General features: G+C 30.1%; 38 protein-coding genes. 36 read left to right on the top strand and 2 right to left on the bottom strand.

Going from position 1 to position 26,540, the window contains the following annotated elements; all coding sequences use genetic code 11:
* Positions 1-412: 412 nt before the first annotated feature.
* The 4 genes from C4N20_RS02075 (at position 413) to C4N20_RS02060 (ending at position 3,000) form a co-directional block, all read left to right on the top strand.
* Positions 413-1,270: a hypothetical protein gene (locus tag C4N20_RS02075; protein WP_106878534.1), complete on the top strand. Its 858-nt coding sequence runs from the start codon at positions 413-415 to the stop codon at positions 1,268-1,270.
* Positions 1,257-2,063, top strand: a complete 807-nt coding sequence (locus C4N20_RS02070) for an ATP-binding protein (protein ID WP_106878538.1) — start codon at positions 1,257-1,259, stop codon at positions 2,061-2,063. The genes C4N20_RS02075 and C4N20_RS02070 overlap by 14 nt, the downstream gene beginning before the upstream one ends.
* Positions 2,064-2,085: 22 nt before the next feature.
* Positions 2,086-2,325 (top strand): helix-turn-helix domain-containing protein, encoded by a 240-nt coding sequence (locus C4N20_RS02065; RefSeq protein WP_005981974.1) that lies wholly within the window; start codon positions 2,086-2,088, stop codon positions 2,323-2,325.
* 408 nt (positions 2,326-2,733) lie between these two features.
* Positions 2,734-3,000, top strand: a complete 267-nt coding sequence (locus C4N20_RS02060; protein ID WP_005981369.1) for a hypothetical protein — start codon at positions 2,734-2,736, stop codon at positions 2,998-3,000.
* A 605-nt stretch (positions 3,001-3,605) separates the two neighbouring features.
* Here C4N20_RS02060 and C4N20_RS02055 read toward each other — a convergent pair.
* Complete coding sequence (locus C4N20_RS02055) at positions 3,606-4,223, bottom strand: XRE family transcriptional regulator (RefSeq protein ID WP_005981372.1); 618 nt, start codon at positions 4,221-4,223, stop codon at positions 3,606-3,608.
* Positions 4,224-4,589: 366 nt separating this feature from the next.
* On the opposite strand from C4N20_RS02055, the gene C4N20_RS02050 reads away from it, so the two are divergent.
* From C4N20_RS02050 to C4N20_RS01975, 18 genes are all read left to right on the top strand, one after another.
* A complete protein-coding gene (locus C4N20_RS02050) occupies positions 4,590-5,195 on the top strand; it encodes a BRO-N domain-containing protein (protein WP_005981373.1) in 606 nt (201 codons plus the stop codon).
* Positions 5,192-5,977, top strand: a complete 786-nt coding sequence (locus tag C4N20_RS02045) for a phage integrase N-terminal SAM-like domain-containing protein (protein WP_005981375.1) — start codon at positions 5,192-5,194, stop codon at positions 5,975-5,977. The genes C4N20_RS02050 and C4N20_RS02045 overlap by 4 nt, the downstream gene beginning before the upstream one ends.
* A gap of 208 nt (positions 5,978-6,185) precedes the next feature.
* Positions 6,186-6,596, top strand: a complete 411-nt coding sequence (locus C4N20_RS02040; protein WP_005981380.1) for a hypothetical protein — start codon at positions 6,186-6,188, stop codon at positions 6,594-6,596.
* An 11-nt stretch (positions 6,597-6,607) separates the two neighbouring features.
* A complete protein-coding gene (locus C4N20_RS02035) occupies positions 6,608-8,497 on the top strand; it encodes a Mu transposase C-terminal domain-containing protein (protein ID WP_005981382.1) in 1,890 nt (629 codons plus the stop codon).
* A 9-nt stretch (positions 8,498-8,506) separates the two neighbouring features.
* Positions 8,507-9,475 carry an AAA family ATPase gene (locus C4N20_RS02030; protein ID WP_005981383.1) on the top strand — a complete coding sequence of 323 codons (969 nt, stop codon included), beginning with the start codon at positions 8,507-8,509 and terminating at the stop codon, positions 9,473-9,475.
* Between the two features lie 10 nt (positions 9,476-9,485).
* Positions 9,486-9,737: a hypothetical protein gene (locus C4N20_RS02025; RefSeq protein WP_005981384.1), complete on the top strand. Its 252-nt coding sequence runs from the start codon at positions 9,486-9,488 to the stop codon at positions 9,735-9,737.
* A 62-nt stretch (positions 9,738-9,799) separates the two neighbouring features.
* The gene (locus tag C4N20_RS02020) at positions 9,800-10,444 is read left to right on the top strand and encodes a DUF3164 family protein (RefSeq protein ID WP_005981387.1); all 645 of its coding nucleotides are present in this window, start codon (positions 9,800-9,802) and stop codon (positions 10,442-10,444) included.
* Between the two features lie 2 nt (positions 10,445-10,446).
* Positions 10,447-10,848: a phage protein GemA/Gp16 family protein gene (locus C4N20_RS02015; protein ID WP_005981389.1), complete on the top strand. Its 402-nt coding sequence runs from the start codon at positions 10,447-10,449 to the stop codon at positions 10,846-10,848.
* 80 nt (positions 10,849-10,928) lie between these two features.
* Positions 10,929-11,306: a hypothetical protein gene (locus C4N20_RS02010; RefSeq protein ID WP_005981391.1), complete on the top strand. Its 378-nt coding sequence runs from the start codon at positions 10,929-10,931 to the stop codon at positions 11,304-11,306.
* Complete coding sequence (locus tag C4N20_RS02005; protein ID WP_005981393.1) at positions 11,303-11,575, top strand: hypothetical protein; 273 nt, start codon at positions 11,303-11,305, stop codon at positions 11,573-11,575. The genes C4N20_RS02010 and C4N20_RS02005 overlap by 4 nt, the downstream gene beginning before the upstream one ends.
* A 16-nt stretch (positions 11,576-11,591) precedes the next feature.
* A complete protein-coding gene (locus C4N20_RS02000) occupies positions 11,592-11,825 on the top strand; it encodes a hypothetical protein (protein ID WP_005981395.1) in 234 nt (77 codons plus the stop codon).
* Between the two features lie 43 nt (positions 11,826-11,868).
* Positions 11,869-12,018, top strand: a complete 150-nt coding sequence (locus C4N20_RS16460) for a hypothetical protein (RefSeq protein WP_167537217.1) — start codon at positions 11,869-11,871, stop codon at positions 12,016-12,018.
* Between the two features lie 17 nt (positions 12,019-12,035).
* A complete protein-coding gene (locus C4N20_RS01995; protein ID WP_005981399.1) occupies positions 12,036-12,830 on the top strand; it encodes a prohibitin family protein in 795 nt (264 codons plus the stop codon).
* A 40-nt stretch (positions 12,831-12,870) separates the two neighbouring features.
* Positions 12,871-13,464, top strand: coding sequence for a hypothetical protein (locus C4N20_RS01990; protein ID WP_005981401.1), 594 nt, complete (start codon positions 12,871-12,873; stop codon positions 13,462-13,464).
* 93 nt (positions 13,465-13,557) lie between these two features.
* Positions 13,558-14,292, top strand: a complete 735-nt coding sequence (locus tag C4N20_RS01985; protein WP_005981403.1) for a sigma-70 family RNA polymerase sigma factor — start codon at positions 13,558-13,560, stop codon at positions 14,290-14,292.
* Positions 14,293-14,433: 141 nt separating this feature from the next.
* Entirely contained in the window at positions 14,434-14,571 is a 138-nt protein-coding gene (locus tag C4N20_RS16455; protein WP_167537218.1) for a hypothetical protein, read from the top strand.
* A gap of 267 nt (positions 14,572-14,838) precedes the next feature.
* Complete coding sequence (locus C4N20_RS01980) at positions 14,839-15,735, top strand: DNA adenine methylase (protein WP_005981405.1); 897 nt, start codon at positions 14,839-14,841, stop codon at positions 15,733-15,735.
* A gap of 114 nt (positions 15,736-15,849) precedes the next feature.
* On the top strand, positions 15,850-16,086 hold the full coding sequence (locus tag C4N20_RS01975; RefSeq protein ID WP_005981407.1) for a helix-turn-helix domain-containing protein: 237 nt from the start codon (positions 15,850-15,852) through the stop codon (positions 16,084-16,086).
* A gap of 17 nt (positions 16,087-16,103) precedes the next feature.
* Here C4N20_RS01975 and C4N20_RS01970 read toward each other — a convergent pair whose 3' ends face one another.
* Positions 16,104-16,601 carry a hypothetical protein gene (locus tag C4N20_RS01970; protein WP_005981409.1) on the bottom strand — a complete coding sequence of 166 codons (498 nt, stop codon included), beginning with the start codon at positions 16,599-16,601 and terminating at the stop codon, positions 16,104-16,106.
* Between the two features lie 205 nt (positions 16,602-16,806).
* Here C4N20_RS01970 and C4N20_RS01965 point away from each other — a divergent pair, with 205 nt between their 5' ends.
* The 14 genes from C4N20_RS01965 to C4N20_RS01905 all read left to right on the top strand — a co-directional run bounded on the left by C4N20_RS01965 (position 16,807) and on the right by C4N20_RS01905 (position 26,393).
* A complete protein-coding gene (locus C4N20_RS01965) occupies positions 16,807-17,250 on the top strand; it encodes a helix-turn-helix domain-containing protein (protein ID WP_005981411.1) in 444 nt (147 codons plus the stop codon).
* The gene (locus tag C4N20_RS01960) at positions 17,183-18,526 is read left to right on the top strand and encodes a PBSX family phage terminase large subunit (protein ID WP_040490877.1); all 1,344 of its coding nucleotides are present in this window, start codon (positions 17,183-17,185) and stop codon (positions 18,524-18,526) included. The genes C4N20_RS01965 and C4N20_RS01960 overlap by 68 nt, the downstream gene beginning before the upstream one ends.
* Positions 18,527-18,637: 111 nt before the next feature.
* Positions 18,638-20,131 (top strand): hypothetical protein, encoded by a 1,494-nt coding sequence (locus C4N20_RS01955; protein ID WP_005981415.1) that lies wholly within the window; start codon positions 18,638-18,640, stop codon positions 20,129-20,131.
* The gene (locus C4N20_RS01950; RefSeq protein WP_005981417.1) at positions 20,131-20,919 is read left to right on the top strand and encodes a minor capsid protein; all 789 of its coding nucleotides are present in this window, start codon (positions 20,131-20,133) and stop codon (positions 20,917-20,919) included. The genes C4N20_RS01955 and C4N20_RS01950 overlap by 1 nt, the downstream gene beginning before the upstream one ends.
* Positions 20,919-21,509 (top strand): phage scaffolding protein, encoded by a 591-nt coding sequence (locus C4N20_RS01945; RefSeq protein ID WP_005981419.1) that lies wholly within the window; start codon positions 20,919-20,921, stop codon positions 21,507-21,509. The genes C4N20_RS01950 and C4N20_RS01945 overlap by 1 nt, the downstream gene beginning before the upstream one ends.
* 16 nt (positions 21,510-21,525) lie before the next feature.
* Positions 21,526-22,638, top strand: a complete 1,113-nt coding sequence (locus C4N20_RS01940; RefSeq protein WP_005981421.1) for an SU10 major capsid protein — start codon at positions 21,526-21,528, stop codon at positions 22,636-22,638.
* A gap of 1 nt (position 22,639) precedes the next feature.
* Positions 22,640-22,810: a hypothetical protein gene (locus C4N20_RS16450; protein ID WP_005981423.1), complete on the top strand. Its 171-nt coding sequence runs from the start codon at positions 22,640-22,642 to the stop codon at positions 22,808-22,810.
* 1 nt (position 22,811) lies between these two features.
* The gene (locus tag C4N20_RS01935) at positions 22,812-23,210 is read left to right on the top strand and encodes a DnaT-like ssDNA-binding protein (protein WP_005981425.1); all 399 of its coding nucleotides are present in this window, start codon (positions 22,812-22,814) and stop codon (positions 23,208-23,210) included.
* On the top strand, positions 23,210-23,662 hold the full coding sequence (locus C4N20_RS01930; RefSeq protein ID WP_005981426.1) for a hypothetical protein: 453 nt from the start codon (positions 23,210-23,212) through the stop codon (positions 23,660-23,662). The genes C4N20_RS01935 and C4N20_RS01930 overlap by 1 nt, the downstream gene beginning before the upstream one ends.
* Positions 23,663-23,664: 2 nt before the next feature.
* Positions 23,665-23,997, top strand: a complete 333-nt coding sequence (locus C4N20_RS01925; RefSeq protein WP_005981429.1) for a hypothetical protein — start codon at positions 23,665-23,667, stop codon at positions 23,995-23,997.
* Positions 23,990-24,490, top strand: a complete 501-nt coding sequence (locus C4N20_RS01920) for a hypothetical protein (RefSeq protein WP_005981431.1) — start codon at positions 23,990-23,992, stop codon at positions 24,488-24,490. Before C4N20_RS01925 ends, C4N20_RS01920 begins: the two co-directional genes overlap by 8 nt.
* A complete protein-coding gene (locus tag C4N20_RS01915) occupies positions 24,483-25,481 on the top strand; it encodes a hypothetical protein (RefSeq protein WP_005981432.1) in 999 nt (332 codons plus the stop codon). Before C4N20_RS01920 ends, C4N20_RS01915 begins: the two co-directional genes overlap by 8 nt.
* A 12-nt stretch (positions 25,482-25,493) precedes the next feature.
* Positions 25,494-25,937: a phage structural protein gene (locus C4N20_RS01910; RefSeq protein WP_005981433.1), complete on the top strand. Its 444-nt coding sequence runs from the start codon at positions 25,494-25,496 to the stop codon at positions 25,935-25,937.
* A gap of 3 nt (positions 25,938-25,940) precedes the next feature.
* Entirely contained in the window at positions 25,941-26,393 is a 453-nt protein-coding gene (locus C4N20_RS01905; protein WP_005981435.1) for a hypothetical protein, read from the top strand.
* Positions 26,394-26,540: the final 147 nt, after the last annotated feature.

Here is a 26,540-nt window from a genome sequence, read left to right as displayed (position 1 = left end):
TCTACGACTAAATCTACACACAAAAAAACTTATTTTAATAAAAAAATCATCACCCGTGAGGTTATTTTACCTTGTGGGTGATTTTTTGTTTTGGTGGTTTATTTCTTGAAATTGTGATGAAAATGATGAACTTTTTGAAATGAAAAAAACAAAAAAAATTTATTAAAAAAATGCCTTGAAAAACACTAAAAGAATAAATTGATTAAGAGCGATGTTAGAAGAATTTCAGAATTTTTTTTATTTGTGTCTTTATTTCAGATTTTATTTTTTTGATATACAAAAATAGAATGTTATGCTAGTATATGAATCGTTATATTTATGAAAATTTTAAATAGCTTTAAAAAATATTAAAAAAAAGGTATTAAATATAAAAAAGTTAGTATATATTACTATGAAATTAAAGAAGTGAACAATGGAGAACAAAAGAAACACAAAGAATCAACCATTCTGCTGGCAGGAAAAAAAGATACTGCGATTATTGAGATGTCAGTATGATGGAAAGGAACATGACAAGCTTAGAAATCTGTATTTAACTCTTACTGAAATCTACAGTGATTTTAATGGGAGAGATATCAAATACTACACTCAGACAATAGCCAAATACAGTAGTTTAAGCAAGGATTGGATTCCTAAAGGATTAAAAATATTTGAAAAGTTAAAAGTGATACAGCTGGTGGAGGAAAGAAGCAAGGGAAAGTTTAAAGGGAAAAGATTAATATTCACTCCTGAAAATATCATTCCTGATAAAACCATTACTGAATTTTTAGAGCCATCAGAAGATAGTTCTTATTTAGAAGATATTAAAAGAGTAAAAGATATAAATAATACACACACAGGGGAAGAGGAAAAAGTGAGTGATAATCTAAAACAGGAAAAAGAAAAACTCAGTGATGCACCTATGGAGATACAGGACATATTAAAAAAATATAAGGAGCTGAATCTGCCAGAATATAACTATCGCCCAGACAACTATGTACTCTTGGGAGTGTGGAGAGAACTTGGCGCTGTAAAACTTTTTGAAGCACTGACATTGATGTCAAAGTCAGAGTTTGTTAAAAACAATATGAGCATCAACAGCATATTCAAGATAGAGAACTTAAAGAAAGCCTTGAATGGAAACTTCAAAGACAAAGAAAAAAAGAGCAAAGAGAAAAAGGAACCTAAGAAAAAATTCGTGAGACCAGTATATGAGGATTCTACAGGGAACTTTATCAAGGAGCTTTTAAATAAAATAGCAAAAGAGGATGGAATTGAAGATGAAGAAGTGTGAATACTGCGGAAAAGAATATGTGAAAAATGAGAGTGATTATCTTAAAAACCTTTCTGAAACTTTTAGAAAAAATTTAGAGTATCTTCCAACATGCGACTGTCTGGAAAAGAAAAAAGAAAGAGAACTGGAAGAGTTGGAAAGAAAAAGAACCAGAGAAAATATAGAGAAAAAAATGCAGAAATGCAAGGATATCTCTGTAATAGACAAGAAATTTCAAAACAGCAGATTTGAAAATGCTGATATAAAGTGCGAACAAATGCAGCTGGCACAGCAGTATGTAAAAAGCTTTATGAAAAAAGAGAAGCAGGAAGGACTGCTGTTCTATGGAGGGGTGGGAACAGGAAAGACTTTCACCACTGCCTGTATAGCAAATTACCTCATGGAGAGAGGAAAGACAGTACTGGTAATGAATCTGGGGCTATATCTCAATAAGCTCACAATAGAGTGGGGAGCAGCTGAAAGAGACATTCTGGAACAGGTGGAAAAATGCGATCTTCTGGTGATAGATGATTTTGGTGGAGAAAAGGGACTGGACAAGAATCAAACTGGATGGAGAGGAGAGAAGATATATAATCTCATAGACGCAAGATACAGAAGTGAAAAACCTTTGATAATATCTACAAATTTGAATTTCAGCAAAGATGAGGAAAAGTGCGAGATAAGCGAGAAGTTTTCAAGTCATGGACAGAACAGAATAAGAGACAGGATAATTGACATGTGCTTTCCTGTACAGGTAACAGGGAAGAGCAAAAGAGGGATGACAAAGCAGAAGTTTTTTGAATTTATGTATTAAAACTAAAAAGGGAGACTGATGTATGGAGAGAGAGGAATATATTTTTAAAAAACTTGGAAATCTATCCCCAATGAATAAAACTTTAGCAGATGAAATAGTAAAAGAACTGGGAGAATGGGCAACAATAAATGAGGTGGCAAAGTATTTTAAAAAACATAGAAATACTATTTACAACAAAGTGGAAGAGGGAGACATTCTTCACAGAAAAATGGGAACAAGTATTTTAATCTACACAAGGAGCCTAATTTTTTTACTGGAATAAATTTAAATCTACAAAAAAATTTTCTCATAAAAAAAGAATAAAATAAAAAAATCCTCAGTATAGATTTACTGGAGACTTTCAAATTTAAAGACAGTTTAAAAGAGTTCTCTTTTATATACAAACGCGAACACTTTTATTTTTGTTATACCAAAATTTTCTTTAACTCGTAATTTGTTGCTATATACTCACATTGTAGATGATACATTATTTCGATAAAAAAGTCAATATCTTAATTTAAATAATATTCTCTAAAATTAATAAACAGACTACTGTTCGCAAAAGTATATAAATGCGAACAGTAGAAAAGTGCTCTAAAGTTTATAAAGTTAAAACATATAAATCAAGGATATTTCTACACTGAGAGGCATATTTAGTAAAGTTATGAATGAATATTTTGGGGAGGGAAAGATGATAGAAAAGATTATGAAAGCAGTAAAAAGTGGGAATAAAAAAAGAGGGAGGAATATAACCATTGGAATTACAATTGGATTGATTCTAACAGGGGAGATGGGATATTCAGAGCCTTTAGAGAAAAAAGCAATATACGACAAAGAAATAAAATGGTTATGGTCTCTTAAAGAGAGAAAAAATTCAGTTAATGGAAGTGACTTGGATGGAGCAGATGCTCCAAGTTCAGCAGTAACAGATGGAATCCCGTTGTGGGGGTATATGTGAAATGATAAATGGTAAAATTGAAGTGTAATGGTTATAAAAGCTAGAAAAAATAGGGAGTTATAAGAAAATTAAGACTTAAAAATAGATGAAATAAAATGATAAAAGATGAGAAAAATTAAGAAAAAAATGAGAATTTGCACAGTGAAAATGAGAAAAAATAAAAAAAATGAGAATGTTCGCAACTCTGTTCGATAGAGCTTCAGAAAACATTCTTTTTTTATTTTTGGAAAAAAAACACTGTGCAAAAATTAAAAATCCCGCATTTTTATAAAAGTGCTGCACAGTGGAGAAAAGTTGCTATAAATAAGATATTGTAAAAAATCACTGTGCAAGCTGCCGCTGTGCAAAAGTGAAAAAGGACTATGTTAAGCTTTTGATAGATGGAAATAGAAAAAATTCTAACGAGAGTTAAAATGATATAAAAAAGAATTTAAGAAAAGAATGAATAAAATATGGAAAAAATGTTAAATACATAAATAGAACACTAAGAGATAATTACAGTAGGATAAAAAAAGTTGTTTTTTGAATAAACCTAATGAAATCAAGAAATAAAAAAAGTTGATATTTCAACTAGTGCCTTTTTGGGCACTGGTTGAAATAGAACACTAAAAATTATAATCTATTTTACAAACAACTTTACCTAAAATATAAAATTCATCTTCTGAAGTAATGGAAATAGAATTATAACTTTTATTAATAGATTTTAAAACAATAGCTTTAGTGATTGGGTTTTGATAGAACTTTTTACAAAAAACATCTTCTCCTATTTTAAATATTCCTATACTTCCATTATCTAAAAAAGTTGTTTTTTGTACTAAAATTAAATCATTATCATAAACTTTAGGTTCCATCGAGTCCCCATCAATAAAAGTTGCAAAATCACAATTTTTACATAAACTTGTAGGCATTTCTAACCAGTCTAAAACATCTTCTATACCAAAAACTCCTGTTCCTGCACTAACTTTTGATATAATAGGGATTTTTTTTATTTTTGAAGAATTCTTTAAAATTTCATTATCATCAAAAGTATTTGAAAAAAAATTTTCAATTGGAAAATTAAATAATTTTGCAATATTTGAAAGAACATCTATTGGAATTAATCTTTTTTCAGTTTCATAATTCAATATACTTTGCTTAGATATATTTAACTTTTCTGCCAATTCATCTTGAGTCATATTTTCTTTTTTTCTTAATAACATTATTTTTTGTCCAAGATTATACACAACACATCCCCCCTATTTAATTATACAATTGTAAATGTTTTGTAAATAATCTTACGTTTGTTTTATAAAATTATATTGACAATAAAAAATATATGTGTTATTATTTTTTTAAATAATACAAACGTAAGATTTTTTAAGAATAAAATTTTATATATGTAAATATTTAACTTTCCGTATAACAATTATACCATTTTTAAAACTTGGATACAATTAGTTAAACTAAAGAATTTGGATAAAATTCTTTAGAAAATTAAAAAAGTATCTTTATTTTTTAGAAAAAAATGAGCAAAAAAACGTTGAACAAAATACAATCTCGGAGTTTGAGAACTACTCTGTAAAGTCTCATAAAAAAAGAGAGGAGGAAATATGGAGTTATTGTTAGCTACAGAATTTAAAAAAGAAAAAGTTGATTTTTTCTTAGATATTGACGAAGTTGTGATGGATATAGAACAACTTAGAAAAGTTACAGGATACAGTAGTGGAAGGAAAATTAAGGAGTTATTTGAAACACACCCTGAACTTTTAGAAAAAGAATACAGCTATAAGAAGAAAGTCCCAAACCTTGAAGGTGGAGTAACTAAAATGAGGGAAAAGAGATTTTTTACTGAATCTGGTATTTACGAAGTAAGCTTTTTAGCATCTACTCCAAGAGCTAGAGAATTCAGAAGATTTGCAGGTACTATTTTAAAATCTGTAAGAAAAGGAGAAATGATCCCAAAACTTCCAGCAGATAGATGGAGTTTAATGGAAAAGAAATTTGATGGAATAATTTCTACTTTTGAAGATCGTCAAGATCTATTAGAGAATTTGGAAGGAAATACAGAAAAAGTAGTAAATCTTTTAGAAGAACTTAAAGGTAAACTGACAGATTTTGATAATTTAAAGGAGGATGTAAAAGCTTTAAAAAAAGCAGTTAACCTTATGTCTAGACAAATGGATGACTTTTTAAAAGCTTTTGGAGAAGAGGGATGATAATAGATAAGTTTTTCATGGAGATTCTAACGCTGAAAGGGGAGTTGATATATAGAGGATATAGCGAGAGCACATGCAGAATATATACAAGTACAGTAAAAGACTTTTTAGAAAGTACAGATAAAGAAATAATAAAAATTAGAAAAGGAGATGTAATAAGATACCTTGATAAACAAGGAGAAAAAGTAAGCAAAAATACAATACTAATAAAATTAAATGCTCTAGAACTCTTTTTTGAAGAGGTGCTGGGGCTAGATATAACAAAGGATATTTACAAGTACAAGCGAGAGTATAAATATAAATTAATGACTATGAAGGAAATAGAAACAGTAATAGCTTTGAGCAAAGACAGAGAGAGGCTTATATATACCCTTATGAAAGAAACTGGGATTATATCTGAAGAAATAGGAATGATAAAAGTAGAAGACTTGAAGTGTGCAGATAATCAATGGTTTATAGTAGTAAATGGTATTAAATATAATATTTCTATTGATTTGGCAAGAACCATGTATAACTATATGGAAAAACACAGAATACAGGAAGAAATTTTTTTAAGTAGAAAGAAAACTGGACTGCATGGAACAGTTATAAGAAAAAAGTTTAGAGAGAAAACAGAAGAGGTATTAGGAATTAAATATGGTTTGAATGAAATGAGACATGGAATAGCTTTAGAAATGTGGAAAAGAGGAGAGGTGGATAAGGTAACAAAATACTTAAGAAACAAGAGTAAAGGAAGTATAAAACAATATTTTAAAAACTTTGGTTATGATTTGCAATACTAAGGCAGGAAGATAAGCTAAAGAATTGGCGTTCAAGACTTATCTCCCTACTTGTGAGAGCTTTATAAAAAGCTTATTGCAATTATACCATAATGGGAGGGCATATGTCTAAGGTAGAATTTTTAAAAGGTCTATTGATAGCATTAGAGAGCAGTGAGGGGAAAAACGCATATAGAAGAATGATTGAAAAAATAGAAAAGGAGATATTAAGATGCAAGGTATAGATAAAAAAGTCCTTGAATATAAAGAAAATCTTCTACGAGCTACAGAGTTAAGAGAAAAAATAATAGATGCTGAAATAAGTTTTAATATCTTAAAAAAAGAATTAGGATTGACAGTACATGAATTAAGGAAGCTTGTAGCTGGAGAACTACAAGATAAAGAAGCAGCTGTAGAAAAGCTTATAAAAAATACACCAAAAGCAATAATACAGCGTGACAAGGAGTTTAAACACTTTCAGAAGATTTTATTAAAAAAGGGTATAAAAATAACAGAACTCGAAGATACATTGAAGGTAAATAGAAATAAAATATACAGAACAATAAGAGGAGAGAACATAAATAGAGATAGAGAATTAGAGCAGAAACTTGAAAATTTGCTTGATGAGAAATTGTTCTGCTGATAGGAGTAGCAATGAACTACACTGTAAAAGATTTAGAACAAAAATTGAATAAGAGCAGATACCAAGTAATGCGTATGGCAAAAGAATATAACTGGCAGGTAGTGAAAGTTGCTGAAAATGGAACAACAAAAAATTATTATCTAGCATCTGATGTAGAAAAGTCTTTAGGTATATCTACAGAAACTAAAGAGAATGCTACTAGAACTTTAACAGTGATAAAAAAGGAAGCTGTAGCTGTAGATGAATTGCCAGAGTGGAACCAGCGTGTAGCATGGGCGAGATATATGCTTTGTTTAAAGCTAGATGAGGCTTATGAGGAAAGAGGGGAACTTAAGGAAGTAATAATTAAAGAATTTGTAAATAGAGCCTTTGAAGATTACCCAGAACAAATGAAAGTCTTAAAAAGAATATCTGTACCAACACTTCGTAGATGGTTTATGTCTTATTCAAAATCTCCTAGTGATCCTTTGGCTCTCTGCTCCAAGCATGGAACAAATAAAGGATTAAGAAATGTAAATAAAGAAGTTCTGGAAGATGTAAAAAGTCTATATTTAAGTAAAAATAAGCCCAAAATGACATATGTATATGAAAGAATAGTATTGAAGCATGGAACAGAAGCAATAAGCTATGGTACTTTAAGAAATTATATAAAATATGATTTGAACTCTATTGAAAAAGATAGAGGAAGAATGGGCAAAAAAGAATTTAGAGATATGCACGATTTTTATATAGAAAGAGACTACAGTACTCTTGAGGTAAATGAAATGTGGGTATCTGATGGGCATGATCTAGAAATGTCTTGCTTCCATCCTTATGAGAAAACATCAAGAGGAGAAAGAAAAGTTGCAACTCCTAAACTTGTTATCTGGATGGATATGAGGAGTAGGATGATAACAGGGTGGACATTAAGTTGGGGAGAAACAGCAGAGAGCATAGCAATAGCTTTGAAAAATGGTATAGAGCATTATGGAAAGCCAAAACAGGTATATACAGACAATGGAAAGGCTTATAGAGGTAAAGTATTAAAAGGTACTAAAAGTACTGATGATGGATTAGATGGTATATATGCAGCTCTAGGAATAAAAGCAAGACATGCTATTGTTAGAAATGCACAGGCAAAGCCAATAGAAAGATGGTTTTTAGATTTTAAAGAAAGCTTTACCAAAAATAGTCTTACATATAAAGGGGGACATATTTTAGAAAGAAAAGAAGATTTAAAAGATATTTTGAAAGATAAAATCTTAAAGGGAAAAATACTGGAATATGAGGAACTGAAAGAGTATATAAGCGAATGGGTAAAGTATAAAAACCATATGTATTATGCAATAAGGAGAATGGCAAAGAAAAAAGCACATAGAGGAGATAGTATGAATAATATGACACCTTTAGAAGTTTTTAATACATTGCCAATAAATAAAAGAAAAATGCTTACAGCAGAACAATTAAGATTGTTATTCCTATATGAAGATATAAAAACAATTCAACAAAATGGGGTAACATACTTAGGGAACACATATAGAAATGAACATTTATTTTTTCATCTGAAAGAACAAGTTAAAATCAAATATGATCCACACAATTTAGAATACATTTATGTATATTTGAGCAGTGGAGAGTTTTTATGTAAAGCAGATAAAATAAATAAATCTGGATTCGGCACAGTAGAAGAAATGAAAGAACATAAAAGATTGGTTAAAAAAGTTAAAAAACTTGAAAACAACCTTATTGATGCTAGAAATCAAAAGAGAGAAGTGGATGGGATGATTGAGTTTTCTTTTGAAAGAAGGGAAAAACTTGAAAAGGAAGAGATAAAGCCACTTGTATTTAAAGAAGAGAAAAAGAAGAAAGAAAAAAAGAGCATAAAAATAGCAGATGGAATGGAAATTATAATAGATGATTAGGGGGTAAAAATGAGAGAAGAATTGATGCTTGCTTTAGAGCAATTCTCGCAAGAGCGAGGAATGAGTTATTCTAAAATAGCGAAAGCTATGGGAATAGGAGCTAGTACATTAAGTGAAATTAGATCTGGAAAATATAATGGAGAAACTGAAACAATCTATACAAAAATAAGGGCTTTCTTAAATAGACATGAAGAGAAAATGAAAAGAATTAACTTTATAGCAGATACAGATGTAAAAAAGAAAATTTATTATAGTATAGATCTAATAAAAAAATATGTGAGTAGTAATGTAAGAGAGGAACTTTTAGAAAGTGCAAAAATAGCCTATATAATAGGAAGAGCAGGTATAGGAAAGACAAAAGCATTACAAGAATATGCAAAAGATTATGAAGCAAAAATAGTATTTATAACAGCAGAAAACAGTGATACTATAAGCACCATAGTAAGAAAAATAGCACTTAGATTAAAACTTGCTACAACAGGACATACAGCTACTATCAGAGAAAATATTAAAAATAAACTTTTATTTACAGAGACAATAATAATAATTGATGAAGGGGAAAACCTTCCACCAAAGGTAATAGATGCAGTAAGAAGTATTGCGGACCAAACAGGAGTGGGCTTAGTTGTAGCAGGAACAGAACATTTGAAACATAAATTAATGACACAGACAGGAGCTTATGAATACTTGTATAGTAGAGCAGTAATTTGGATGCAATTACAAGATTTGAGTTTAAAAGATGTAAGCTTGATAACAAGAACCTTTTTAGGAAGTGATGAAATATTATATGAAGAAAAAAAACTTACTGTAATGATTGAATACATTAATAAGATAGTAAGAGGGAGTGCCAGACAGCTTAATAACCTGCTTAGTATGGCAACAGTAATAGCTAATTATCCAGATAACTTAGAGAAGACGAAAGGATTATTAACACTAGATTATATTAAAGCAGCAGTTACAATGATGGCGGTTGCATAGGAGGCAATAGATGAATAAAAAAATAGAGGCAATGAAAGAGGCTCTGGTAACAGAGCTTAATATAAAAGATCCTGAAAGATATAACAGAGAACTATCTGAACTAGCAAACTTAGTTTTAACGAGAAAGAACCTAGTAAAGAAAATTATAGCAAATGATAATGAAGAAAGTAAAAATACAATATTATATGAAAAAAGATATAAACAGTTAAACAAAGATATAGTTTTAAAAATAAAGAGTTTAAATGAAATGTTTAAAAAATAACTGAATATATGTTACTGAGCATATGTTACCAAGCAAAAATAAAATAATAAAGGAGAATTAATATGGTAGATATTACAAAAATGACACCAGAAGAGAAAAAAGCAATGTTAATAGCATTACAGGCAGAAGAAGATGGAGAAAAAAAGAAAAGAAATGAATATAAAGAATTGGTAAAAGAAACTGTTACTAGAAATTTTCAAGAAGTTAAAAAAATATCTAAAGCCCTTTCATGCTTAAAAAAAACAGTCTTTGAAGACTTTATAACAATACTTAATATGAAAGCAGAGTTATATGGAATTAGAGAAAATCAACAAAGTCACACTTTTTCTACAGATGAAGGTTTAACAATAATAATAGGGCATAGAATTATTGATACCTTCGATGACACTGTACATACTGGAATTGCTAAAGTGAGAGAGTATATACAAGGAGTTGCCTCTGGAGAGAAAAAAGAAGTAGAAATGATGTTGGATCTGCTTCTTAAAAAAGATAAAAATGGAAACATGAAGGCTAATAGAGTGCTTGAATTAAAGAAAATAGCTGAAAAAGTGAATGATTATGATTTTCTTGATGGAGTAAAAATCATAGAAGCAGCTTATAAACCTGCTAAAAGCTCTACTTTTATTGAAGCTTATTATAAAGACGAACATGGGAAAAAGGTAGCTATTCCACTTTCTATTTCTAGTGTAGATATGGAGAGTGATTAAAAATGACCTATGAAAAGGTGGATCGAAATAAAATTGCTCTAATACATGCAGCTAAAGCAGAGATAAAGATGACAGAGGATAACTACAGAACAGTTCTGAAAAGTAGATTTAATGTAACAACAAGTAAAGATTTAACAATACCACAATTTAAAGCATTAATGGAAACATTTGAAAAGCTAGGATATAAAAGCAAGTATTTAACTAGAAAACAGTTAAGTAATATTCTTAATAAAGCAAAAATTTATTGGGGTAAGGACTTTAACAAGGAATTGAAAGCTTTTATAAAGAAACAGACAGGGCAGGAGAAACAGCTAGGAAGATTATTAGTTAAAGAGGCACAAGATGTAATAAATGGTTTAGATAAAATGATTGATTGGAAAAATAAGGGGAAGAAAACATGGTAAGAGGAAATAGAATTAAGTGGTATGGGGCTAATTTTAGAATATATGATGTAACCTTAAAATAGGTACTTGGAGAAGATATTATGGAATACTTATTAATAATTATAGCTGGTGCTTTTATAGCACTGGCTATATACATAAAAGAAGATGAGGAGAAGCTAATGACTAAAATAGAAAAAGAGCTTGAATTAAGAAAAGAAGAGGTATTTTTTAAAGTAAAAGATAAAATAGAAGAAAAAGTGATCCGAGAAGTTTTGGAGAAAATGAAGAAGCTGGAAGAAACAATTGCTCCTATACCTAGTTTAAACTTTAAAAATAGTTTAAAAATAGAAAAACAATGCCTAGACCTTGTGATAACACTTGGAATCTTAAAATCTACAAGATGTAGTAATGGTTTTGAGACACTGGGAGAAATATTTGAGAAAAATGAAATCGTAGAAATAATGGAGGAGATAAAATGACAGAGAGATATGAGAAAGACGGCTACACCTATACAAAATCAAATCATAGATTGGTATACACTCCAGAATTACATTATAACCATTTTAAAGCATGGACAGTAAAAGACTTAATATATCTATGTGGAATGTGGGAAAGAAGACATAAAGGAATGAGAAGTAAGGATATTGCTTTATGTTTAGGGAGAACAGTAGGAACATGTGCAAGTAAAGTAATGTTATTGAAGAGAAATGAGGAATTTGAACAATATGCAAATAAATTTAATGACTAAAAAGGAGTGAAAATTAATGAAAAATAGAATAGTAACTCTTGATAAAGAAAAAATAGAAGGATTAAAACTACAAAAGAGGGAAGTTATTGTATATACACTAATTTCTCTTGTAAATGGAAGTTATACAATAAAAGAAATGTGTGGAATTTTAGGAATAGGCTTTCAACTGCATCAAGTGGTTGAGTATTGTAAGAATTTAGAAGACAAAGGACTAATCAAAAAAGATGAAGATAAATTTATTTTAACTTAAGGAGAGGGTAAAAATAGAAAAAATGTGGTTAATAGAAGAATTTGTGAAAATGTTAGATTTAGCAACAAAGGTACTTATAATATTAAAGTTTTTAACAGATGTGAAAGTAAAAACAAGTACAATTTTTTTACTAATGGCAGCACATGGAATTATAGGAATAATAGTATTTGCAATATATACAATAAGTAAATAATAAGAAGGAGGAACAAAATGAAAAAAAGATTGATAAGAGCAGGAATAGTAGCAGGAGTGGTATTGACATTTATAAGTTTATTAATGTCTTGTTATAGTGTAAAAACAGGAGAAGTAGCCATTATTTCTAACTGGGGTAAAATTTCAAGGATTGACACTGAAGGGTTGAATTTTAAAATTCCAATTGTACAAGCTAAAAAAACAATGGTAGTAAGAGATCAAATATATGATTTTAATCAAATGTCTGTGAGTACTAAAGATATGCAGTCAATTATACTTGATCTAACAGTTCAGAGTTCAATAAGTGATCCAGAGAAATTATATAGAAGATTTAGGGGTTTACATGAAACAAATTTCATAATTCCAAGAACAAAAGAAGTAGTTCAAGCATCTATTAGTAAATACACTATTGAAGAATTTGTTTCTAAAAGACAAGAATTAAGTAGAATGATCTTTCAAGATTTGAAAGATGACTTTGAAGAGTATGGCTTGGCAGTATCAAATGTGTCCATAGTAAACCACGATTTTTCAATGGAATATGAAAAAGCAATAGAGGCAAAAAAGGTAGCAGAACAAACAGTAGAAAGAAGCAGGTTTGAACAAGAAAAATTTAGAGTAGAGGCAGAAAATAAAGTTAAATTAGCAGAATATCAATTAAAAGAAAAAGAACTTCAAGCAAAAGCTAACCAAGTGGAAGCCGAATCATTGTCACCATTATTATTAAAAAAATTAACTATTGAAAAATGGGATGGAAAGCTTCCACAAGTAAATGGAGCAGGAAGCAATACCCTTATAGATATAAATACAAAGTAGTAATTGAGTAGAAATATTATACAAGAGGGGAATAAAAAATATGGAAGAAAAAAAGAATGTGAATGTAACAAGACATGCAATTATGAGGTATGCAGCCAGAGTATATAGTGGACAGATAATAACAGAGAGAACCTTTGATATCTGGCGAAATAACAATGAAGAGAAGGTTATAGAAATAGAAAAATTAATAAAAGAGGAATTTGCAAGATCTGAATATATAACAACAGCTAGTTATGATAAACATAGAAAAGCAGAGTTTTATGTAAATGAAGAAAAGATGATGACGTATATTGTAGCAGATAACAATATAGTAACATGCTATAAGATAGATTTTGAGTTAGATGAGAAAGGTAATAAAGAAATATACATGGGTTTTAAGAATGCTCTTAAAAGAGCTTTAGAAGAGGAAGAAAATTGGGAGTTAACCTCTGGAGCAAAAATAGCCTTGTCTAAAAATGAAATAAAGTTAAAAAATAGTGAAATAGAAGAGCTGGAGAGTAAATTAAATAGATTGAGAGCAGAAAAAAAGATACTGGAAGCAGAACATGAACATCTGCTGGCTACTTCTAGAGAATTAAAAGCAAAGATTTACAATATAAGAGAAAAACTAGTACGAAGTAAATTAGCTATATGAAGGGGCTGATAACAATGTTTAAGAAAATATGGAACTTTTTATTCAGGAAGAGGAAAATAAAATATTATCTAACTGGACATAAAAGGAAGTCTTATGAAGACTAGAAACATGTATAGAGAGTATCCAGCAATAACAGAGGTAGAAGTGCAAGAGCTTCTGCCTCTTGCACAAGAAGGTGACATAGAAGCCAGAAACAAAATTATAGTGGGTTATTTAAGGTATATAACACACTTAAACAATAGATATGGCAATGGAAGTGAAGACTGTTTCCAATCTGCTATATTTGGAGTGATTGAAGGGATAAGAAACTATAAAAACAACGGAATAAAATTTTCTACTTACTGTTACTTTTGGATAAAACAGAGAATAAACAGAACTAGAGATAAAGAAAACTATGATGGAAATACTTCTTTTATAGAGAGAAGAAAGAAGTATGAAAAACTTATAAAAAATGATCCTTTACTTCCAAAGAAAGAAGTTTTAAAAAAATTACAGATCTCTGAAAGCACTTTAAGAGGCATAGAGAGGTCAACGTATGCAAAAATAAGCTTGCAAAATAAGAGAAGTTGGGAATTTCTAGGTACAGATGCAGGAACAGTAGCAATAGAACAAATTGTCAATAGAGAATACCTAGAGCAGTTAATAAAAAAATATTGTACCAAAAGAGAGGCAACAATAATAAAGTTGCTCTATTTTGAAGAATATACAGAACAAGAGTTAGCAAAAATATATAATATAACTGCTAGTGGAGTACATTTTATAAAAAATAGTGGAATAAATAAAATTAAAAAGAAGGTAAAAAATGAGAGTAAATATAACAGAAGATGAAAGGGAATATTTACTATCCATAATATCTACAGAACAAAAAAATTAATAAAAAAATTGAAAAATACAAGGCAAAGAAAAAGCACCACTTACAGTAAATGCACAAAGGATCAGGAAGAAAATTTCAAAAAGATAGATGAAATAGTGAGAAATAACTATGCTGTAAAGAATAAAGTAATTTATGAAAGATTAAAGATATCTAAAGCAACATTCTATAAAGTTTATTCTGTAAAAACTAAAGAACTAAAAAAGGAATATAAAGACCAGTCACTTTTTAAATAGGGCTGGTTTTTTTATTGTATTTTTTGGATTTTTACAAAGTATCCCAAGCATCCCAAATAAAATTTGAAAACTTTAGTATGATTGTTGTATACGACGGTTCGCAGAGAAAGTATAAAATACGCCTGTCTGGGATAGGAGCTTTATATGTGAAGTCCTTAAACTGTGTAGAGAGAGTGAGCAGATATGACAGGCTCTCTACTTGGCTGTTAGCAGTTCAGCCTTTTAATAAAAACTGCATTATCAAATATATAAAATAGGAGTTGGAAGATGAGCAGAATCAAAGTTCCATTCCCATATATGGGAAGCAAAGGAAGATTTTACAAAGAAATAAAGAAAATTTTTGAAGAAAATAAAAAAGAGGACTTCATAGATCTATTTGCTGGAGCTATGGAAGTACCAGTAAATTTAAAGGAAGAATTCCCAGAGTTAAATGTAGAAACAAATGTCAAAGATAGTAAAATAGAGGCTTTTGTAAAACACAAGGATGTTAAAAGATTGTACGAAAGGGCATTGACACATATATGTGGCAAGATAGATTTTAAAAGTGCAAGGATCTTATATGACAAAGATAGAAAAAAATTTGATAAAATAAACATTAAATTTAAAAGTATATTCCAGAATGTTTGCCCTTGTTGTGGTAAAAAGATAGATAACAATGTAGAAAATAAAGAATTTTCTGAAGATGAAAAGGAAATTCTAAAAGCATTAATGGGGTTTGGTGGAAAAGGGGAAAGTCTTTCCAATACTTTCTATAGCATAGCAAAGGCAGAGAAATTTAAGGGGTACATTGAAGGAATTAAAAAAATAAAGGTACACTTTAAAGAATTTGATGAAACTTGGGAATATAAAGATAGCTTTATATTTTTAGATCCTCCATATATCCAAAAGACAAAACTAGATAAAGAACAAAATTTTGTTGGGTATGGATATGCAGGAGACGGAGGAAAAGAGTGGGGATTAGAAGATGATGATAGACTAATAAAGTTTATAGAAAATAATCTAAATAAAAATAATGTATTCCTAATATTTGGAAGTGCAGAAAATAATCTTAAAAAACTTATAGAGAAAAATTTTAAAAATGCAGAATTTTCAGAGAAAACTTATAAATTCCAAACTTTTGGAAAATTAACAGACAGATTAGAATGGTTTTGTTTGTTAAAATAACAAGTCTATTTTTATATAAAATAAAGACTTTAAACTTTATAAAAAAATTTAACCAATGATTTTATGAAAAAAATGATATTATATATGGTAGAACATTTTTATAGAGGTGATTAGATGAAAATAATATGGCTAACAGCAACACAAGCAGCAAAAAGATTAAATGTTAGCTTGGAGACTGTATATAATATGTGTAGAGATGGAAGACTAGGTGGAAGATATAGCAGGGGAAATGGCAAGAGTAAGGGAAGCTGGATGATTGACAAAGGAAGTCTAGAACTCTTTGAAGAGAATACAACATTTAAAAGTATATACCAAGATAAAAAAGAAAGTGGTCAAAGAAGATTGTTCTAAGACCACTTTTTATATATTTAATATTTAGCTTTCAAGATTGTTGATTTTATGTAAAGGCTTTCTGCAGAAGAGGAAAAAAGATTATTAATATCTAAGTATTTAAAAAATTTTTCTGCTTCTGAAACTTTAGTAAAGCCAAACATTCTAATTTCTGCCTTTGCCCAAAAAACGACAAGATAATAAGTAGATTTTTTATCAACCCCATCTAGAGTACTGAAGATAAAAACTCCAGAATTTGAAAATATTTTATGTTCTATAACATCTAAATTTTTCTTATTTTTTTCCATAGAGTACTTTGAAAAAAAAGTAGGTATTTGTTCAAAGACTTCTTTAGCCTTTTCTTTACTGGGAGCATAAGAAACACCATATTCACATTCAGAATAGGAAGAATTAGTGTTCATCTTGTAAGAAACCTTATTTTCTTCCTTTTCTATTTTTACATTATATACATCTTCATACTTTGCAAAGGCTATGCTGGTACAGATAAAGAAAAATAAAATTAATATTTTTTTCATAAATAATCCCCTTTTAATTCATTTTAATACATAGATTATATAATATTTTAGAATTAAAATAAACAAAATTTTTTAAAGAAGATTTAAATATAGATCTTCTTTTTTTATTGTATTTTTTGTACTTTTCCCAAATATCCCAAGCATCCCAAATTAAATTAAAAAACTCTGCTATGATTGCTATGTATAGAGGAGAAGGAGGGGAAGAGTGGAACTAACACTAGAGCAAAGAAAAGTAAAGAAATTGTATATAGAAGGAAAAACAGCAAAGCAAATAGCAAAAGAAACTGGAATAAATATTTCTAATATTTACAGATGGATAAAAGATCCAAAAATGGAATTTAAAAAAAGCAAGGAATTGGCAGAATTTACAACAGATGACATGGTGGAAATGATAGATGAAAGCCATAAAAAACTTTTAATAGAAGTATTATCAGATCCAAACAAGCTACTAGATTCTAAAACAGCTGATTCACTTTGTAAGGTAATAAATATATTGGAAAAGATGTCTGCTAAGTCTACAAGAGAAAAAGCAGGGCTATTAGAAGGAGATACAGATAAAAGCTGGGGGGTACTGTTAATTGATGACATTGAACACAAATACCTTGTTGAAGAGGGAGAAAAAGAAACTATCAAAAGTGATAATTCCTAAATTTTGGGAAGTGTGGGTAGCATGGAAGAACTTTGATTATCTTCGTTATGTTTTAAAAGGTGGAAGAGGCTCTGCTAAGTCTACACATATAGCTCTTATGTTAGTTCTTACACTCATAAGTGAACCAATAAATATAATTTGCTTTAGAAAGATAAAGGATAATTTAGAAACATCTGTATATGAGCAAATAAAAAAAGCTATACAGCTTTTAGGAATAGAAGAATTTTTTGTTTTTAAAACCTCCCCACTAGAAATAATTTACAAAGAAAGAGGAAATCAATTTATTTTTAGAGGGCTAGATAAAGCAGAAAAAACAAAATCTATTGTAACAGCAAATTTTCCAATAGGTGCTTGGTGGTTTGAGGAATTAGCAGAGTTCAAAAATGAAAAGGAAGTGGAAACAGCTATAAAGTCTATTCTTAGAGAAAATTTAAAAGAATATGAATATACTAATATGCTTGGAGAGAAAAAAATAAAAAAGATGAAATATAGAGGTTTCTTTTCTTACAATCCACCTAGAGAGAAGCAACATTGGGTAAATCAAAAATATAGTTTTTCAACAAAGCCTCAAAATACATTTGTACATCATTCGACTTATTTAGATAATCCATATATATCTACAGAGTTTAAGGAAGATGCACAAGCAACCAAAGAAAAAGATCCTACAACATATAGAGGAGAATTTTTAGGAGAGGTTGTGGGGCAGGGGATTATACCATTTCCAAATTTAATATTAAGAAAGATAACAGATCAAGAAATTAGAAGTTTTGATAACTTCAGAAACGGAATTGACTGGGGGTATGGAGTTGATCCTGTAGCATTTGGTCGTTGGCATTGGGATTCAATGCGTAGGATACTTTATGCAGTAGATGAATTTTATGGGATACAAAAGAGTAATAGAGAACTGGCAACATATATAAACAAAAAGAAATATAGAGAAATAATAACTTGTGATAGTGCTGAACCTAAAAGTATTGCAGAAATGAGAAGTTATGGAGTAAGAGCAGTATCTGCTAAAAAGGGAAAGGGTAGTGTTGAATATGGAGAAAAATGGTTATCTGAAATAACTATTGTAATTGATCCAGAAAGAACACCAAATACAGCCAGAGAATTTGAGCAGATAGATTATGCAACAGATAGGTGGGGAGAACCACTTCCAAGATTGGAGGATAGAAATAACCACACAATCGATGAGGCTCGTTATGCACTGGAAGCAGATATGAAAAGACACAGAAAAACAAGAAACAATAAAATAATAAGACCGAAAGGTTTTTAAATATAGCTACGAGCCTTCGACAAGCCTTCGAAACTACTCATAAACATTTTTACGATAAATAGGTTAAGAAAAAGATGGAAGGCTTAAAAATAAGTTTTACAAGGTGGAAAAATGAAAGGGATAATAGAAGGATTAAAAGGGTTAAAAAAAAGTGAAATATATGAAAATTATGAAACAAATAAAAAACTCTATGAAGGGAAGAGCATAGAGGTTTTCTATAAAGATGTTTTAAGAAGAGTAAAACTTGAATATATGGGATTACTAGATGATAGAAACAATTATAGAGAATTCTATATTGATGGAAACAAGATGAAATGGAAGTCCAAAAAATTTGATAATTTGATAGTTGGAAACAACATCTTAGGAGCAGTAACAAAGTTATTTGTAGAACTTGCAGCAAATAAGCCTCCTACATTAGGAGTGGATGAAGATAAGAGGGAATTTTTAGAATTAATAGACTTTCAAGACGAATTATCAGAGGCGATAGCAATACAAAGTTATGCAGGAAGACTTTTAATTAGAGGAACGATGATAAATAATAAATTAAGTTTTTTCATAGTTCCACCAGTAAATTATTTTAAAATTCCTAATATTTTAAATCCTGATCTAGCAGAAGCCTATGTATTCTTTGAAGAAGATTCTAAAAAAAGTACACTTAAATGTGAAATATATAAAGAAGGAAGTACAGAATACAGGTTTTTTACAATAGGTAAAGATGCTGTAGAGGAGATACCATGTCCAGAAAGTTTAGAAAGCTATGGAATGAAAGTAGATGGGAAAGGATATATAGATAAATACAAAGGCTGGCAAGTAGCAGAGGTAGATAATATAAGTAGACAAACAGATTATTTACCAGATTTGATAGTTATAAATAGAGAACTATTAATAGGAGACACCTTGACAAGTCAAGCCTTTGACAAAGTAGCAAATCCACTTTTACAAGTGCCAGAAAGTATGTTAGAGACAGATCCAGAAACTGGCGATTACTGTATAAATTTAAAAGATAGAACAGCAATAGTAGGAGATGGAGATAAAGAGCTTAAGCAAGTTGTATTGGAAACTAAAACGGCAGAATGGAAAATACAAAGAGACAATTATATGTATCAAATTTACCAAGCGACTGGAACAAATGAGCAGGCGTTTGGAATAGATAAAAATGGTGCTGCTTCTGGAGAAAGTAAAATCAGGAGTATGGAAAGAACTCTGGCAGCAGTAGAAACAAAAAGAAATAAAATAATAAGAGCATATGAAAAAATTGTAAAGTGGGGTTATGCTTATTTAGGAAAAGAAGAAAGTTTAGATTTTACTTTGCAATGTAAGGAAATAATAAGCCTTTCAACGGCTGAAAAAGTGAATATAGCAAATACTGCAATAACTGCTGGAATAATGAGTTTAGAAGCAGCAGTAGACTATATAAACCTTACAGAAATAACAACAGAAGAGGAACTGGAAAGAATAAAATCTGATCTAGCATATAGAACAAAGCTATTAGACTTGTTGGAAAAATTAAAACAAATAGATACAGAAGGAAAATTAGATAAGTCTATACAAGAGCAGGTAGACAAGTTAATAGAAGAGTTTGGGCTAAATGAGGATGATGAATAATGTATCCAAAAGAAATTGAAAAGAAATTAAAAAAAACCTTCAAATTCTATACAGATAAGCTTTTAAAAAAACATAAGGAGATGTTAGGGGAAGCGGGGCGGGTAAAGCTTAGTAATAAAGATAAAAAAGAATTTTTAGAAAAAATAAAAAAACTTGCAATAGAACAAGCTAACCAAACTTTTGATAGTTGGAAAACTTTGAGTAAAGAAGAAGTGGCAAGAAGTGATCTAACAGGGGCAAAGAAATGGATAAGAAAAAATTATTTATTACTAGAAAAACTAGAAAAGATAATACCAGAACAGTTGCTAAAGAATAGAGAAAATGAAGTAATAAAAACATATAACATTCTTAATAAGTCTGTAGGATACCGTTTCAATAAGCTTGAAATAGGAAAAATAGGAAAAGGAGATTTAAAAAAACTTATACATGAAGTAAAGAAAATTCCTAATCCTAACTTAAAAATAAAAATGATGCTTGAAGACCTAGAAAAAGGAATTGTCCCAGATCAAAAAAGTTTATCTGGTTTAAAAGAGTGGATTAACAGAAGAAATGAGCTTTGGGCAAGAAATGAAACAGGAAACTTACAAGCAACAAATTTGAAAGATCTTTGGATAGAAAACGACATAGAAGAATATATATGGCGTTCTATGCAAGATGGAAGAACTAGAGAAAGCCATTTAGAAAGAAATGGAAAAAAATATAAAGTAAGTGATGGGCTTCTTCCAGGAGAAGACTATGGCTGCCGTTGTTGGGCAGAGCCTATTACTAGCAAAGGGAGGGAAAAATAATGCCATTAAAACCAGAAGATATAGCATATCTAAAAACAGAGGAAGGAAGACAAGAGCTTACAACACATAATCTTATTCCAGCAGCAGAACCAACACCAATAACAGAAGAGGGAGTGAATAAGTTTATAGAAGGCAACACAGAATTTAAAACTAAACTTACAAGAACAGCAGTAACAAGCTATTTAGGGGAGAAATTAGGAGTAAAAGAAAAAGTAGAAGAGCTTTTAGATAAGCCTATAATGCTTGCTACAGAAACAGAAAAGTATAAAAAAGTAGCAGTAGCAGGGGCTTTAAGTGGAATAAAATATCCAGAACTTCTTACAAGTAAATTGGATATGGGAAAAATAACATTTGGAGAAAATAAGCTGGAGGGGCTAGAAGAGCAGCTGACAACACTAAAAGCAACATATCCAGATTTATTCATAACAGATCCAAAACAAACACCGCCACCACCAGCAAGGACAGAGCCAGATGGAGAAGTAGAAAAGATAAAAAATGAAATAGAAAGACTTTCTAAATTACCTAAGTCTACAGAGACTAGAACCAAACTAATAGCATTAGAAATACAATTAGCAAAATTAAATAAATAATAGGGAGTGATGAGAAATGCCAGGAACAATAACAACAACAGACAGAATAGTAGGATTAAAAGAGGAGCTAAGTCCAGGACTAAAATATATAAATCCTAACAAAGCACCATTTTATTTGAATTTGATAGCACTAGGAAAAGTAAGACCAATACAAGCTACAACAGCTTCATGGGTAGATTATAGTTGTGAAGGAACAGAAACAGTTATAACAGTAGCAGTAGGAGTATCAGATACAAATATAGATGTAGCAGATCCAACAGTTTTCCCAATAAATTCATATATGAGAATAGATGAAGAGGTTATATTAGTACAAAGTATAGCAGGTAAAACTTTGACTGTAGTAAGAGGACAGTTAGGAACAGTAGCAGCAGCACATGCTATTAATGTACCAGCCTACTTTATAAATGACAATATAGAAGAGGGAGCAGATTTATTAGGAGCATCATATAAGCCAGGAGAAAATTTCACTAATTATACGCAAATTATAAGGGAAGAAATTTCTATTTCAGGAACAGCACAAGCTTTAACAGTTCCATCAGGAGAAGGACTAGATCCTTATTCTTTAGAAATGACAAGAAAGATGGATAAAGCAGTAGGAAAGGTAGAAAAAGCAATAGTAGCAGGGAAAAAATTTGCAACTGGGAAAAATAGAGGTATGGATGGAATAAGAACTATATTGGATAAAGGGCAAATTGTAGATGCTAATAACGAAAAAATATCAATCGAAAAGCTAGAAGCACTATTGAAAAAAGCCTATTTAGTGGGGGGAGATTTACAAAATGGATATTATGCTTTCTATATTCCACCTAAACAACAATCAAACCTCAACAAAGAGATAGAAAAATATATTGTAAAAGAGCAAACAAGCTCTACACTTGGAGCGGTCGTAAAAGAAGTCTATACAAGCTATGGAATAGTTCCGCTTATAATGACACCAAATTTACCAGATAATGAAATGTTATTGGTAAATCATGAAAATTGTGAAATAAGACCTTTGATAAATAGAGATTTATTTCACGAATATATGGGGAAAACTGGTGACAACACAAAAGGACTTATATTAGGAGAACTTACACTAGAGGTAAGAGGAGTGCATGAACAAGGGAAAATTGTAAATTTGGGGGTATAAAATGATATTAAAACATGAAAAATATAAGAATGTAACAGTAACTGTAAAAGGCAAGGAAATAGTTTTTGCAGAAGGTAGAGCAGATGTACCAGATACTTTACTTTGTAAAGAATTATTAAGAAATCCAAGCATAAAAGAAGTCAAAGAAGAAATTATAGAAGAGGAGAAATAAAATGATAGGGTATGTGACATTAGAAGAAGCTAAGGAGTGGCTTTCTGAAAGATACGATATTAAAAGTCTAAGTGATGAAAAACTAACTAAAGCTTTGTATCGTGCCTTTGACAAAATAGAGCAGATCCCTGTTAGGTTTAAGGGGGAAGGCGAAAAAGTCTTCCCTCGCAGAGGAGAACAGGAAGTTCCTTTTTTAATAAAAATGGCACAAATGCTAGAAGCCTACAGTATAGCTAGTGGAAAAGAAGAGGAGCAGGCACAGATGCTTAATGGAATAACTTCTAAATCTATTGGAGACATGTCTGTAAGCTATGATAAAACTAAAAAAATTGGACTTGTAAATTTTTGTAATTCACAGGCTGCACAAACATTAAAAAGATTTGAAAGGAAGAGTTATTAATGTTTAAAGATGAAGATTTTGGTTTTAATAAGATAAAAGAAGAATTAGAAAAACTTGGAAATATGAAAGTTATTGTAGAAATTGATCCAGATAAAATTTATTCTACTGGAGAAAAAGTAGAAAAAGTAGCAATATGGATGGAGTTTGGAGCAGATGAATTTAATGTAAATTATCCAGCTCGTCCCTATTTCAGAACAGGATTTGATACCAATATTGAAAAATTGAAAAAGCTTTATGAAAAAAGGGTAGATTTAATAATTACAGGAAATGGAACAGCGGAAGCTTTAGGGCATGAACTAGGAAAGTATATGGTACAGAAGATAAAAGAAGTAATTGAAAATGGAGAGTTTGCAGAACTTGCAGAAAGTACAATAAAAAGAAAAGGATCTGATAAACCTCTTATTGATACTAAAGCTTTATTAACTAGCATTGTATATAGGATAGAGTGGTAGAAATGGAATATAAATTAAATGATTTTATAGAAGATGGAGAACTAGAAAACTATAAAGTTCTAAAGAAAATAAAAGGGGATCTTAAAAATCCAAAAGGAGAAGAAATAACAGAAGAGTACCCTATGTTTATATATAAAAAGACTTTAAGGGGATATAATCCAGATACAAATGGAGGCACAATAACTGGTCAGATGTGTGGAAAAATTTTAAAAATATATCCGCTAAAACATGGAGATTATGTGTATATAGAAGATATAAAATATAAAGTATCTGAAATATTGCCAAGAATAAGAGCAGATTTTAAAGAATTTACTTTGGAGAAAACAGATGAATAGAAGAGATATAGAAGTAGACTTTTTAGAAAAGATACAGGAAATTACTGGAGTACAAGTATTTTCAAGTTCTGATTTGCAGTATATGAATGCAAGTGATCTAAAAAAAGAAAGATGTGTTAGTAGAACCTTAACAAGTGAAATAATAGAGAAATACACAAAGACACATGATGAAAAAGATAATAGAGTATATGAACAAATTAATATATATAGAAATACAATTTCATTTGTATTCATAGGGAATTCGAAACATGTTCAAGAGGCTAGAAAGTTTTTTGAACATATGCAGGGGCAGAATTGGTGGATAGCTAGAAACGGCTTGAAATATGTACTAGAAAATGTTGGAAGCATAATAGATATATCTACAGCACTTCCAGCAGGTTATACAGAAAAAAATATTATTGATATATCTGTAAGAATACAAAGTTCAAGTATAGCAAAAGTTCCATTAGTAAAAAAAGTAATTTTAAAGATAAGGGGGATAGTAAATGTCTGAAATAATTAGAGGAGCAGAAAAAGTACTTGTATTTCTTAATGTGCATAAACCGAGCGTGATAGATCAGGCTACAGTAAATATAATAGGAGCTTTTACTACTAAAAAAGATGTAAAAGAGCAATTAATAACAAGTATAAAAGATGTGGAAGGACTAGAAACTACAGAATTATTATATACAAAAGTAAGGGATAGCTTTGCAGCAGGAGCAAAACAAATTTTAATTTTTGGTAGAAAACAAGAAGATGGGGCAGAGGACTATGCAGAATTATTTAATAGTCTTTCAAATGATTGGTTTGGAACAGTCACAGATGAAATAGATATAGATAAAGTAACTTTAATGTCTAAAGAATTAGCAGCTAGACAAAAGATGCTATTTTGGACACCAGCTAAAGAGACAGAAATAAATGAAGCGTTTATAAATAAAATGGCAGGGATAACAACACAGGGGACAGCAATAATAATTTCTAAAAATCAAAATGAAGCAGATGCTATTGTTGCAGGATATGCAATACCACAAAGTCCTGGAGCTATTCTTATAGCCAATAAAGTAATGAATGGTGGAATAGATGGAGGACTAAGTGGAGCAGAGCAAGCAACTGTAAAAAAAGCTAAAAGCTCTTATTTTGCTAGAGCAAAAGGGCAGATAATTTTAGCAGAGGGACAAACAGTAACAGGAGATCCAATAGACTTTATACATTGCCTGTATGCTTTAAAATTTAGGCTAGAAGAGGATATGACAGCATACCTTATAAATACTCCAAAACCTTCTTATGATGATTTAAGTCCATTAAAAACAACTATTTTGAAACGGACTACACAATTTGAAAATTCAGGAGCATTAAGAGCAGGAAAAACAGTTATTTCTTTTCCACCACTGGAAGAAATACCAGATAATGATGTTTTAAATGGTGTTCTTTTTGGCGTGAAAATACAGATTAAATACAGATATGGAACTAAAGAAATAAATGAAGATATATACTTTGCAGTATAGGGAGGATAGAAAATGTCAAATAATTATAATTATGATGTCAAGAAGCATGACATTGTACTTACAATAGGGGGAATTCCATATGCTTTAAAAGATTATGGAAATGATACAAAGGCAACTATTGCCTATGAGCAAGATTTTAGAACAGAAATAACAGGAACAGATGGAGCAGGGACAACATCTGAAAACCACAATAGAAATGCTATTGTAACAGTAAAAATATTACAATCATCTCCACTTAATGCAGTATTACAAACAGCAGCATATTCAGGAGAACAGTTCTTACTTGCACATATAGACAAGAATTTTTCTGGAGATGTGGGGAATGTATCAAGTAAAGCATATTTTACAAAAATACCAGACTTAAATTTAGGTGCAAATGCAGGAACAAGAGATTATACAATAAGAGCTGTAAACTTAATACCATCATTTGCTCTATTACTAGCAGGAGGAATATAAGAAATGAGAAAAGAAATAGTAGAAATAAATGGAAAACAAGTAACAATTATGGAACAACCAGCATCTTTTACTTTAGATCTAGAAAGAAAGTTTGGAAATAAAAATGACTTAGTAGAATACTGTCAAGAAATTTTAAAATATCCAGCGGAAACAAATTTACCACTAGAAGATATATTAAATATTCCAGAAGTGGTAGTTTGTGAAGGCATGGAACTTTCTTTAATGAGGGATGGAAAAAAAGATTTAAGAAGAGCTTTTAAACTATTTAGGTCTATTTATGGAGAAAATGAAGAGAGCAATACAGCTTATGTAGCAGAAGCTTTTATAAAAGCAGTAAAAAAGGATATTAATAGTTTTAAATATTCTAAATTAAGAGATATGGGAGCAGAAATATTTAAACAAGTCGGTGATATAGGACATTTATTGACTATAAGAAATATCTTTCGTAGCTTGTAATAGCTTAGATAAAAAAATAGGAGATTATGAAGTAGAACGATTTAATGAACCAATACAAGAACTTATATGTTTAGTAGGGGGATTTTTAAGAGATTTTGAAAAAGCAGAAAAAATGACTTATAGAGAGCTTATAAGCACAGCAGAAAG

The sequence above is a fragment of the Fusobacterium ulcerans genome (genome assembly GCF_003019675.1).
Classification (GTDB): domain Bacteria; phylum Fusobacteriota; class Fusobacteriia; order Fusobacteriales; family Fusobacteriaceae; genus Fusobacterium_A; species Fusobacterium_A ulcerans.
The sequence above is the reverse complement of the archived record's forward strand: the minus strand, read 5'-3'. Positions and strand labels throughout refer to the sequence as shown.

Coding starts and splice junctions, on each gene's coding strand:
- C4N20_RS01920 (WP_005981431.1), top strand. CDS start 23,990: ATGAATAGAAGAGATATAGAAGTAGACTTTTTAGAAAAGATACAGGAA.
- C4N20_RS01905 (WP_005981435.1), top strand. CDS start 25,941: ATGAGAAAAGAAATAGTAGAAATAAATGGAAAACAAGTAACAATTATG.
- C4N20_RS16450 (WP_005981423.1), top strand. CDS start 22,640: ATGATATTAAAACATGAAAAATATAAGAATGTAACAGTAACTGTAAAA.
- C4N20_RS02010 (WP_005981391.1), top strand. CDS start 10,929: ATGGAATACTTATTAATAATTATAGCTGGTGCTTTTATAGCACTGGCT.
- C4N20_RS02040 (WP_005981380.1), top strand. CDS start 6,186: ATGCAAGGTATAGATAAAAAAGTCCTTGAATATAAAGAAAATCTTCTA.
- C4N20_RS01975 (WP_005981407.1), top strand. CDS start 15,850: ATGAAAATAATATGGCTAACAGCAACACAAGCAGCAAAAAGATTAAAT.
- C4N20_RS02050 (WP_005981373.1), top strand. CDS start 4,590: ATGGAGTTATTGTTAGCTACAGAATTTAAAAAAGAAAAAGTTGATTTT.
- C4N20_RS01945 (WP_005981419.1), top strand. CDS start 20,919: ATGCCATTAAAACCAGAAGATATAGCATATCTAAAAACAGAGGAAGGA.
- C4N20_RS02030 (WP_005981383.1), top strand. CDS start 8,507: ATGAGAGAAGAATTGATGCTTGCTTTAGAGCAATTCTCGCAAGAGCGA.
- C4N20_RS01950 (WP_005981417.1), top strand. CDS start 20,131: ATGTATCCAAAAGAAATTGAAAAGAAATTAAAAAAAACCTTCAAATTC.
- C4N20_RS01925 (WP_005981429.1), top strand. CDS start 23,665: ATGGAATATAAATTAAATGATTTTATAGAAGATGGAGAACTAGAAAAC.
- C4N20_RS02075 (WP_106878534.1), top strand. CDS start 413: ATGGAGAACAAAAGAAACACAAAGAATCAACCATTCTGCTGGCAGGAA.
- C4N20_RS02015 (WP_005981389.1), top strand. CDS start 10,447: ATGACCTATGAAAAGGTGGATCGAAATAAAATTGCTCTAATACATGCA.
- C4N20_RS01985 (WP_005981403.1), top strand. CDS start 13,558: ATGAAGACTAGAAACATGTATAGAGAGTATCCAGCAATAACAGAGGTA.
- C4N20_RS01955 (WP_005981415.1), top strand. CDS start 18,638: ATGAAAGGGATAATAGAAGGATTAAAAGGGTTAAAAAAAAGTGAAATA.
- C4N20_RS02070 (WP_106878538.1), top strand. CDS start 1,257: ATGAAGAAGTGTGAATACTGCGGAAAAGAATATGTGAAAAATGAGAGT.
- C4N20_RS02035 (WP_005981382.1), top strand. CDS start 6,608: ATGAACTACACTGTAAAAGATTTAGAACAAAAATTGAATAAGAGCAGA.
- C4N20_RS01915 (WP_005981432.1), top strand. CDS start 24,483: ATGTCTGAAATAATTAGAGGAGCAGAAAAAGTACTTGTATTTCTTAAT.
- C4N20_RS02000 (WP_005981395.1), top strand. CDS start 11,592: ATGAAAAATAGAATAGTAACTCTTGATAAAGAAAAAATAGAAGGATTA.
- C4N20_RS01910 (WP_005981433.1), top strand. CDS start 25,494: ATGTCAAATAATTATAATTATGATGTCAAGAAGCATGACATTGTACTT.
- C4N20_RS01930 (WP_005981426.1), top strand. CDS start 23,210: ATGTTTAAAGATGAAGATTTTGGTTTTAATAAGATAAAAGAAGAATTA.
- C4N20_RS02045 (WP_005981375.1), top strand. CDS start 5,192: ATGATAATAGATAAGTTTTTCATGGAGATTCTAACGCTGAAAGGGGAG.
- C4N20_RS02060 (WP_005981369.1), top strand. CDS start 2,734: ATGATAGAAAAGATTATGAAAGCAGTAAAAAGTGGGAATAAAAAAAGA.
- C4N20_RS02025 (WP_005981384.1), top strand. CDS start 9,486: ATGAATAAAAAAATAGAGGCAATGAAAGAGGCTCTGGTAACAGAGCTT.
- C4N20_RS01960 (WP_040490877.1), top strand. CDS start 17,183: ATGACATTGAACACAAATACCTTGTTGAAGAGGGAGAAAAAGAAACTA.
- C4N20_RS01995 (WP_005981399.1), top strand. CDS start 12,036: ATGAAAAAAAGATTGATAAGAGCAGGAATAGTAGCAGGAGTGGTATTG.
- C4N20_RS01970 (WP_005981409.1), bottom strand. CDS start 16,601: ATGAAAAAAATATTAATTTTATTTTTCTTTATCTGTACCAGCATAGCC.
- C4N20_RS01940 (WP_005981421.1), top strand. CDS start 21,526: ATGCCAGGAACAATAACAACAACAGACAGAATAGTAGGATTAAAAGAG.
- C4N20_RS01935 (WP_005981425.1), top strand. CDS start 22,812: ATGATAGGGTATGTGACATTAGAAGAAGCTAAGGAGTGGCTTTCTGAA.
- C4N20_RS01980 (WP_005981405.1), top strand. CDS start 14,839: ATGAGCAGAATCAAAGTTCCATTCCCATATATGGGAAGCAAAGGAAGA.
- C4N20_RS02005 (WP_005981393.1), top strand. CDS start 11,303: ATGACAGAGAGATATGAGAAAGACGGCTACACCTATACAAAATCAAAT.
- C4N20_RS01990 (WP_005981401.1), top strand. CDS start 12,871: ATGGAAGAAAAAAAGAATGTGAATGTAACAAGACATGCAATTATGAGG.
- C4N20_RS02065 (WP_005981974.1), top strand. CDS start 2,086: ATGGAGAGAGAGGAATATATTTTTAAAAAACTTGGAAATCTATCCCCA.
- C4N20_RS02020 (WP_005981387.1), top strand. CDS start 9,800: ATGGTAGATATTACAAAAATGACACCAGAAGAGAAAAAAGCAATGTTA.